Source organism: Mycobacterium sp. TH-M116, from assembly GCF_057473685.1.
The window spans coordinates 1-8,299 of sequence record NZ_JBYCLC010000030.1 but is presented as its reverse complement, the minus strand read 5'-3'; the positions used below and the strand labels follow the sequence as shown (position 1 = coordinate 8,299).

General features: G+C 68.9%; 8 protein-coding genes. 2 read left to right on the top strand and 6 right to left on the bottom strand.

The features are described from left to right. Together nirB and nirD are read left to right on the top strand one after the other, a co-directional pair. Positions 1–2,432, top strand: a 2,432-nt coding sequence (gene nirB / locus AC2VOK_RS01285) for a nitrite reductase large subunit NirB (protein ID WP_428898861.1), incomplete at its 5' end; no start/stop codon positions are given. Continuing rightward, the gene (nirD, locus tag AC2VOK_RS01280) at positions 2,429–2,818 is read left to right on the top strand and encodes a nitrite reductase small subunit NirD (RefSeq protein ID WP_428898860.1); all 390 of its coding nucleotides are present in this window, start codon (positions 2,429–2,431) and stop codon (positions 2,816–2,818) included. The genes nirB and nirD, both read left to right, overlap by 4 nt. On the opposite strand, the gene AC2VOK_RS01275 is transcribed toward nirD, so the two are convergent. The 6 genes from AC2VOK_RS01275 to AC2VOK_RS01250 form a co-directional block, all read right to left on the bottom strand. After that, positions 2,791–3,243: a TetR/AcrR family transcriptional regulator gene (locus AC2VOK_RS01275; RefSeq protein WP_428898859.1), complete on the bottom strand. Its 453-nt coding sequence runs from the start codon at positions 3,241–3,243 to the stop codon at positions 2,791–2,793. The two genes, nirD and AC2VOK_RS01275, sit on opposite strands and share 28 nt — an antisense overlap. A 47-nt stretch (positions 3,244–3,290) precedes the next feature. Continuing rightward, positions 3,291–4,439, bottom strand: coding sequence for a uroporphyrinogen-III synthase (locus tag AC2VOK_RS01270; protein ID WP_428898858.1), 1,149 nt, complete (start codon positions 4,437–4,439; stop codon positions 3,291–3,293). Between the two features lie 82 nt (positions 4,440–4,521). After that, a complete protein-coding gene (locus AC2VOK_RS01265) occupies positions 4,522–5,940 on the bottom strand; it encodes an MFS transporter (protein ID WP_428898857.1) in 1,419 nt (472 codons plus the stop codon). Positions 5,941–6,528: 588 nt separating this feature from the next. Beyond that, complete coding sequence (locus AC2VOK_RS01260; protein WP_428898856.1) at positions 6,529–7,440, bottom strand: 5-oxoprolinase/urea amidolyase family protein; 912 nt, start codon at positions 7,438–7,440, stop codon at positions 6,529–6,531. Positions 7,441–7,449: 9 nt separating this feature from the next. Continuing rightward, entirely contained in the window at positions 7,450–8,112 is a 663-nt protein-coding gene (locus AC2VOK_RS01255; RefSeq protein ID WP_428898855.1) for a 5-oxoprolinase subunit B family protein, read from the bottom strand. A gap of 100 nt (positions 8,113–8,212) precedes the next feature. Continuing rightward, a partial coding sequence (locus AC2VOK_RS01250; protein ID WP_428898862.1) for a hypothetical protein occupies positions 8,213–8,299 on the bottom strand: 87 nt, incomplete at its 5' end.

Genomic DNA, 8,299 nt, shown 5'->3' with positions numbered 1-8,299 from the left:
CGGCCTATGACCGCGTCGGGCTGACCTCCTACACCGAGGGCTGGGACCGCAGCCTGTTGGCCCTGCCCGGCAACGACTACGCCGCAGACGAGCGGGTTCGACTGGTGCTCGATACGCGAGTCGTCGAAATCGATCCGGCGGGGAGGTCGGTGGTCACCGCCGACGGGCAACGACACGCCTACCACAAGTTGGTGTTGGCGACCGGGTCGTACGCGTTCGTTCCACCCGTGCCCGGCCACGACCTGCCCGCGTGTCACGTCTATCGCACTCTCGACGACCTCGATGCCATCCGGGCTGGCGCACAGCGCGCGCTCGACGGGGGTCGCGCATGCGCCGGGGTGGTGATCGGCGGCGGCCTGCTGGGGCTCGAAGCCGCGAATGCTCTGCGCCAGTTCGGGTTAGAGACCCACGTCGTCGAGATGATGCCACGCCTGATGGCCCAGCAGATCGACGAGGCCGGCGGTAAACTCCTGGCCAGGATGGTCGGCGAGCTGGGGATCGTTGTGCACGTCGGCACGGGCACCGAATCGATCGAATCCGCCGACCGGTCCGACGGGTCGGCGTCGGTGCGGGTGCGCTTGACGGACGGCCAGATCATCGATGCGGGGGTGGTGATCTTCGCGGCCGGGATCCGCCCGCGTGACGAACTGGCGGCGGGCGCCGGTTTGGCGCTCGCCGAACGGGGCGGTGTGCTCACCGATTTGTCTTGCCGAACAAGCGATCCCGACATCTACGCGGTTGGCGAGGTCGCCGCGATCGGGGGCCGGTGCTACGGGCTCGTGGGGCCCGGTTACACCTCGGCCGAGGTGGCGGTGGACCGGCTGCTGGGCGGATCCGCTGAATTCGGCGAAGCGGACATGTCCGCCAAACTCAAACTGCTCGGCGTCGACGTTGCCAGCTTCGGCGACGCGCTGGGTGCGACGGAGAACTGTCTCGAAGTCGCTGTCAACGACGCCGTGAATCGGACATACGCGAAACTCGTGCTCTCCGATGACGCCAAGACCCTGCTCGGTGGAGTGCTGGTGGGCGACGCGTCGTCGTACGGAGTGTTGCGTCCCATGGTCGGCAGCGAGCTGCCCGGGGATCCGCTGGCGTTGCTAGCCCCGGCCCAATCCGGCAGTGGTGCTTCGGCTCTGGGCGTCGGGGCGTTGCCGGATTCGGCGCAGATCTGCTCTTGCAACAACGTCACCAAGGGTGACGTGAAATGCGCGATCGCCGACGGCTGCGCCGACGTCGCGGCGCTCAAGTCGTGCACGGCGGCCGGGACGTCGTGCGGCTCGTGTGTGCCGCTGCTCAAACAGTTGCTGGAGGCCGAGGGTGTCGAGCAATCCAAGGCGCTGTGCGAGCACTTCGACCAGTCACGGGCGGAGCTTTTCGAGATCATCTCGGCCACCGAAATCCGCACGTTCTCGGGCCTGCTGGAGCGCTACGGCCGCGGAAAGGGTTGCGACATCTGCAAACCCGTCGTCGCCTCCATCCTGGCGTCCACCGGCTCGGGCCACATTCTCTCCGGCGAGCAGGCCGCGCTGCAGGACTCCAACGACCACTTCCTGGCCAACATCCAGAAGAACGGCAGCTACTCGGTGGTGCCGCGGGTGCCCGGCGGGGACATCAAACCCGAGCACCTGATCCTGATCGGCCAGATTGCACAGGATTTCGGGCTCTACACCAAGATCACCGGCGGCCAGCGCATCGACATGTTCGGGGCGCGGGTGGAACAGCTGCCCGAGATCTGGCGCCGCCTCGTCGAGGGCGGCATGGAGTCCGGCCACGCCTACGGCAAGGCGCTGCGCACCGTGAAGAGCTGCGTGGGCACCGACTGGTGCCGCTACGGGCAGCAGGATTCGGTGCAGCTGGCGATCGACCTGGAACTGCGCTATCGCGGTCTGCGGGCGCCGCACAAGATCAAGATGGGGGTCTCGGGCTGTGCGCGGGAATGCGCCGAGGCCCGCGGCAAGGACGTGGGCGTCATCGCCACCGAAAAGGGTTGGAACCTCTACGTCGGCGGCAACGGCGGCATGACCCCCAAGCACGCGCAGCTGCTGGCCGCCGACCTGGACACCGAGATCCTGGTCCGCTACATCGACCGTTTCCTCATGTACTACATCCGCACTGCCGACCGGCTGCAGCGGACCGCGCCGTGGGTCGACTCACTCGAGGGCGGCCTGGAGCATCTACGCGAGGTCGTCTGTGAGGACTCGCTGGGACTGGCTGAGGAATTCGAAGCCGCGATGCGGCGCCACGTGCAGAATTACCGGTGCGAATGGAAGGGTGTGTTGGACGATCCGGACAAGCTGTCCCGGTTCGTGTCGTTCGTCAACGCCCCGGATGCCGTCGACCCGACCGTGACGTTCACCGAGAATGCGGGGCGAAAAATCCCCGTGTCCATCGGGATGCCCCGGGTCCGTGAGTCGATTCAGGAGGAATCGTGAGGTTGGTCAACGACATTCAGGTGTGGACGACCGCCTGTGCGTACGACCACCTCATCCCCGGTCGCGGCGTCGGTGTCCTGCTCGACGACGGCACGCAGGCGGCGCTGTTCCGGCTCGACGACGGGTCGGTGCGTGCGGTCGGCAACGTCGACCCGTTCTCTGGTGCGGCGGTGCTGTCCCGGGGCCTCGTCGGTGACCGCGACGGCCGTGCGATCGTCCAATCGCCCATCCTCAAACAGGCTTTTGCGTTGGATGACGGGACGTGCCTGGACGATCCGGAGATCTCGGTGCCCGTCTACGCGGTGCGCGTCACGCCGGAGGGCTCTGTCGAGATCGGGCAGGCCGCCCCCGCGTCGCGTCACCGGGTGATGTCACCGACCAGGTAACGCTGCAACGTCGGACCGATGGCATCCACGAGGTCGTCCACCGACATCGAGTGAAGCGGCTCGGAGCACAGCCCGTAGCGCATGATACCCAGGCCCACCAGTTGCGATGCGCACAGCGACGCGCGCAGCGCCACCTTGTCGGCTCCGAGCGCGCTGAGCAACGGGCCGAACACCGGACCGATGAATACGGCTTCGACGATTTCGGCGGTCTTGGCCATTCCCGTTGACGCGACCGTGCTGGCCGCGAAGGGGCCACCGCCGGCGGCGTCCCAGGTGGTGATCAGCATGCGCAGGGTCTGGCGGCCCACCTGCTGGATGCTCCCGGTGACGATGCGATCGATGAATTCCGTTGTGCCGAGTGGCAAATGAAGCATCTTGGCGACCGGATCGAAGATCCGGCGCGGCGGCTCTTCGGTGCGGGGCATCCTGTCAGGATCACCCGTACCGGATCAAAGATCAAGCATTGCCGGTTTCAGGCCGGTGACCCAGACGGATCGTCAACCGCGAGGCGGTAGCCGCGCTTCACCACGGTCGCGACGATGTTCCGGTCGCCCAGGGCCGTTCGCAGCCGCAGCACCGCCGTGTCGACGGCGTGAGGGTCGTTGCTGCTACCGGGCAGCACTCGCAGCAAATCGGCACGAGCGACGACGTCACCGGGACGTTGCGCCAGCGTTCGCAAGATGGCCATGCCAGAACCCGACAGTGTTTTGACCGACCCGTCGACCACCACGCAGTTGCCGCGGATCTCGATGCGGTGACCGCCGGCGTCGATCGCGCGCGAGCGACGCATCGGTAGCTCTTCGGCGATGTGGCGGGCCAACGCCCCCAGCCGCATCCGGTCGGGTGCAGAGGTGGGGACTCCCGCCCTGGTGAGGGGCTGGGCGGTGACCGGACCCACGCACATCGCGTGCACGTCGGTGCGCAGCGCCGACAGCAATTGGTCTTCGATGGCCAGCTCGCGGCCGCGTTCCAGCAGTGCCGCAGCGGCCGGCGCGGAGGTGAAGCTGACCGCGTCGAAACGGCGCTTGGCGATGGCGGTGAGCAGCTGGTCGAATTGGCCGCCGACCGGTGTGGGCTTCCAGCGGTACACCTGGATGGGCGTCACCTCGGCGCCCGCTGCGCGCAACTCGCCGAGGAACCCGGGATTCGGGTCCCAGCCCTCGGCGGCGCCGTGCAATTGGACGGCGATCCGCTTGCCGGGCAACTCGGACTCGAGCAGGTATTTCAACACCTCGCGCGACGACTCGGATTTCGCTGACCACTCCTCGGGCAGGCCCGCCGCGCGCAGCGCCCCGGTCGCCTTCGGGCCACGGGCGACGATGCGTGCCTGCGCCAGCGCGGCGGTCAGCTGGCCGGCCACGCCCCAGCCGTCAGCCGCGGCCATCCAGCCGCGGAAGCCGATCCCGGTGTGCGCGACGACGATATCGGGCGGCCGTTCGATCAGGGCCGCGGTGTTGCGGCGCAATTCGTCGTCGTCGGGCAGGGCGATCATGTCGATGGCCGCGGCGCGGCAGACCTCGGCACCGTTGCGGCGCAGCAGAGCGCACAGTTCCTCGGCGCGGTTGGCAGAGGTCACTGCGATCCGATAGCCGGTCAGCGGCGCAGAATCTGGCTGTGCCATATGAGTGGTGTATTCGTAGGACGTTTCTCGAGCGTTACCGGGCGATTGCCGCCGGATTGCGCTCACCGCCACCGCCGCATGGTCACACCCGGGCCGTTTCGATGTGGGGCGGGTACCCGGCTCCCGGCGTAGCCGCGGTCGCGGCCGTCAGGGGCGGGCGTCGGACGTACCTCGCCCAGGTCATCACCGCGGTGGCGACGTAGAACAGCAGGAACGCCCAATACGCCAGCGTGTCGGTGCCGGTGCTCAGGTAGGACTGGCGCAGGACAAGGTTGATGGCTACGCCGCCGAGCGCGCCGAACGCGGCGACGAACCCGATCACCGCCCCCGACGTGGCTTGCGACCAGCGGCGCCGGTGGCCTTCGGCGAGCCCCAGCAGGTGGCTGCGTGCCTCGAAGACCGAAGGGATCATCTTGTACACCGATCCGTTGCCCAGTCCGGCCAGGATGAACAGGGCCATGAACCCGCAGATGTAGCCGGCCATGGTGGCCGCGGTGGTCAGGCTGTGGGTGTGGTCCTCGTGCGTGCTGACGGCGACCAGGAACGCGGTGACGAGTCCCATCGTGGTCAGGACTGCCAGGGTGACGCGGCTGCCGCCTACGCGATCGGCCAGCCTGCCGCCGTAGATCCGGGCCAGCGAGCCCAGTGCCGGTCCGATGAAGGCGAATTCGGCGGCGTGCAGGGCGGCCTGCGCGGAGCTCTGCCCGGTGCCGACGAAGTTGATCTGCAGGACTTGGCCGAACGCGAACGAGAACCCGATCCAGGAGCCGAACGTGCCCAGATACAGCAGCGCAAGCACCCACGTATCCCGTTCGCGCAGGATCGAACGCAGGTCGTTCGTGTTGTACATCACATGATCCAGGTTGTCCATGTAGCGGGCCGCCCCCACGGCGACTGCGGTCAGCAGTGCCAGGTAGAGCCCGCACACCCAGTACGGTGCGCCGCGCCCGGCGACGGCGAGGACCAGCATTCCCACCAGCTGGATCGTCGGCACACCGAGGTTGCCGGCGCCGGCGTTCAAGCCCAGCGCGAAGCCCTTGCGGCGTTGCGGGTACAGGGCGTTGGTGTTGGTCATCGAGGCCGCGTAGTTGGCGCCCCCCATCCCGGTCAGCGCGGCGCACGCCAGGTACAGCCAGAAGGGCAGTCCGGGATTGGCCATCAGCCAGATCGTGGCGATGGTCGGGACGATGAGCGCCACGATCGAGAAGACGGTCCAGTTGCGGCCGCCGAAGGTGGCGATGCCCAGCGAGTACGGGATGCGCAGGCAGGCCGCGACCAGGGTGGCGGTGGCACCGAGCAGGAACTTGTCCGCCGGGGAGAATCCGTACACGTCCTGGGGCAGGAACAGCGCCATCACCGGCCACAGCGTCCAGATCCCGAAGGCGATGTGGTCGCACGCGATCATCCAGAGCAGGTTGCGGCGAGCGATCCTGTCGTTGCCGGACTCCCAGGCGGTGGCGTCCTCCGGATTCCAGTCCGCGATCAGACGGTTGCGGCCCATACGTTCTCTACCTTTCGCAGACAGGGCCCGCTTCTGGAGCGGGCGTGGGGGATGCCGCTCGTGCGCTTCCTGGCCCGGCCGCCGATGCCCGTGCGGTGACGCCGAATGAACAGGAATGCCCTGCTGTGTCTTCTGATGCTCACACTGAGAACGCAAGCGCGTCAACTTGATCCGATCGATATCGTCTGTCAGTTGTAGTCAAGTTTTCTGGTAGATCGCTGAGAGGCGTCGCTGCTGTGATGTATCTCTCCGTCAACCGGATTCGACTCCCGCCGCGATGTGGGCGAACACGCGACCGATAGCCGGCGCGCGGTGGTGACGACGCCGGACACGATGCGGCCCGGCGAACGATGTTGTCCGACAGAAGATGTAATGCGACAGAAGGGTCGGTGTCGGCCCACCAGACGTCGCCGCTGCGCCAGTCGCGCATCAGTCCCGCCGCGGCTTTCCCCGGAATCGGCGGTGCGTGCCGGGTCTCCGGGCGCCGGCACCGACGCGCGTCCCGGCCAGGGCGGCCGGCCCCGTGCGGTGACAAGCTTGCCGGCCCGGGGGAAGCGGTGCGGACCCCGGCGCGCACGGCCGAGAAGTCTAGGAAAAGTGGGTGAGATCCGCGCGCGTGGCGGTGCCCAGCGGCGAACGGGGCCGCGCCCAGCGCAGCCGCACGCGCTGGCCGGGCCGCACCTGGGCGACCTTGTCGATGTCCTCGTCGGTGACCACGCCGACGACGGGGTAACCGCCGGTGACCGGATGGTCCGGTCCCAGGATCACCGGTAAACCGTTGGGCGGCACCTGAATCCCGCCGCGGCCGGTGCCCTCGCTGGGCAGCTGCCGGTCCGGGAAGTGGTAGTGCAGCGGGCGGCCGACCAGTCGCATCCCCACCCGGTCGCTGCGGTGGGACGCCACCCAGTCGTCGCGCACCAGGGCGTCGGGATCGACGAACCAGTCGTCGCGGGGCCCGGGCACCACGGACAGTTCGACCACGTCGCCGGTGATCGCGGCAACCGGGGCCTGGTCGAGCTGCGGATAGGCGGCCGTGTGCTCGCCGACCGGCAGGCGATCCCCCGGCCGGAGCGGGGACGGTCCGATCGCCGACATCACGTCATAGCTGCGGGAGCCCAGCACCGGCTCGACGCAGATGCCGCCGCGCACCGCGACATAGGTGCGCAGCCCGGCGCGCGGCGCGCCCAGCGCGATCACCTGGCCGTCACGGACGCGATGAATGCTGTTGGTGCCGAACTTGATTCCGTCAACGGTCGGGTCGGTGTCGGCGCCCGTCACCGCGATGTCGACGTCGCCGCCGCGGACGCGGGCCGAGAAGCCGCCGAACGTCACCTCGACGGTGGCACGGTCGTCGGGGTTGGCAACCAGCCGATTGGCCAGCTTGTGCGCCCGGCGGTCGGCTGCCCCGGAACCGCTGACGCCGAGGTGGGCCAACCCGGTCCGGCCGAGGTCCTGGACGACGGCGAGCGGCCCGGTACGCAGGACTTCCAGCGTGAGCACGGCGCCCCCTCACGCTGCCCGGAACTGGACCCACATGCCGTGCGTCAGCAACGCCGGGCTGGGGCGGTCGATGTCCCAGAGGGGGGCGTCGGTGTGGCCGATCAGCTGCCATCCGCCGGGCGACTGCCGCGGATAGATCGCGCTGAATTCGTCGGCCAGGGCGACGGCGCCAGCCGGCACCGCGGTGCGCGGTTCCGGGCGCCGGGGCACCCGCAGTCGCGGGTCGCCGCCGACCAGATAGGCGAAACCCGGTGCGAAGCCGCTGAATCCGACCTGCCACACGGTCGAGGTGTGGGCCTCGACCACCGCGGCGGCGCTCAGTCCGGTGAGGCCGGCGACCTCGTCGAGGTCCGGGCCGTCGTAGACCACGCCGATCACCACGTCGGGACTGCGATCCGCCGGGGCGGCCGCGTGGGCGCCGACCCGCAGCGTGCGCAGCCGCCGACGCACGACCCCCTGGCGGCGGGGTCCGTCGAGTTTCACCAGCACCGTGCGCGCCGCGGGAACGATGTCGACCACGCCCGGCAGCGCCACGGCCCGCAGGGCCGCGACCCATGCCAGGACGTCGGCGGTGCTGCCGCACTGCACCATCAGCGCGCGGTCGCCGTAGTCGACCACGGTGTTGCCTACCAGATCCGCCGGCAGGTCCGTGGGGAGATCCGTCACGCTCATTACTCGACGGTAACCCCGCATCCACCTGCGGACGAGAGATTTTCGAACACTGCCAGAGGTGCCTTACCGAACGCTCACGGGAGGGGCTGCCGGGCGCGGTTCAGCCGAGGATCTTACCGATCTGCGGGGGCAGCCGCTCGGCGACGACCGGGTAGCTGAGGGTCGACGCGAAGGCGACCGCGCCGGC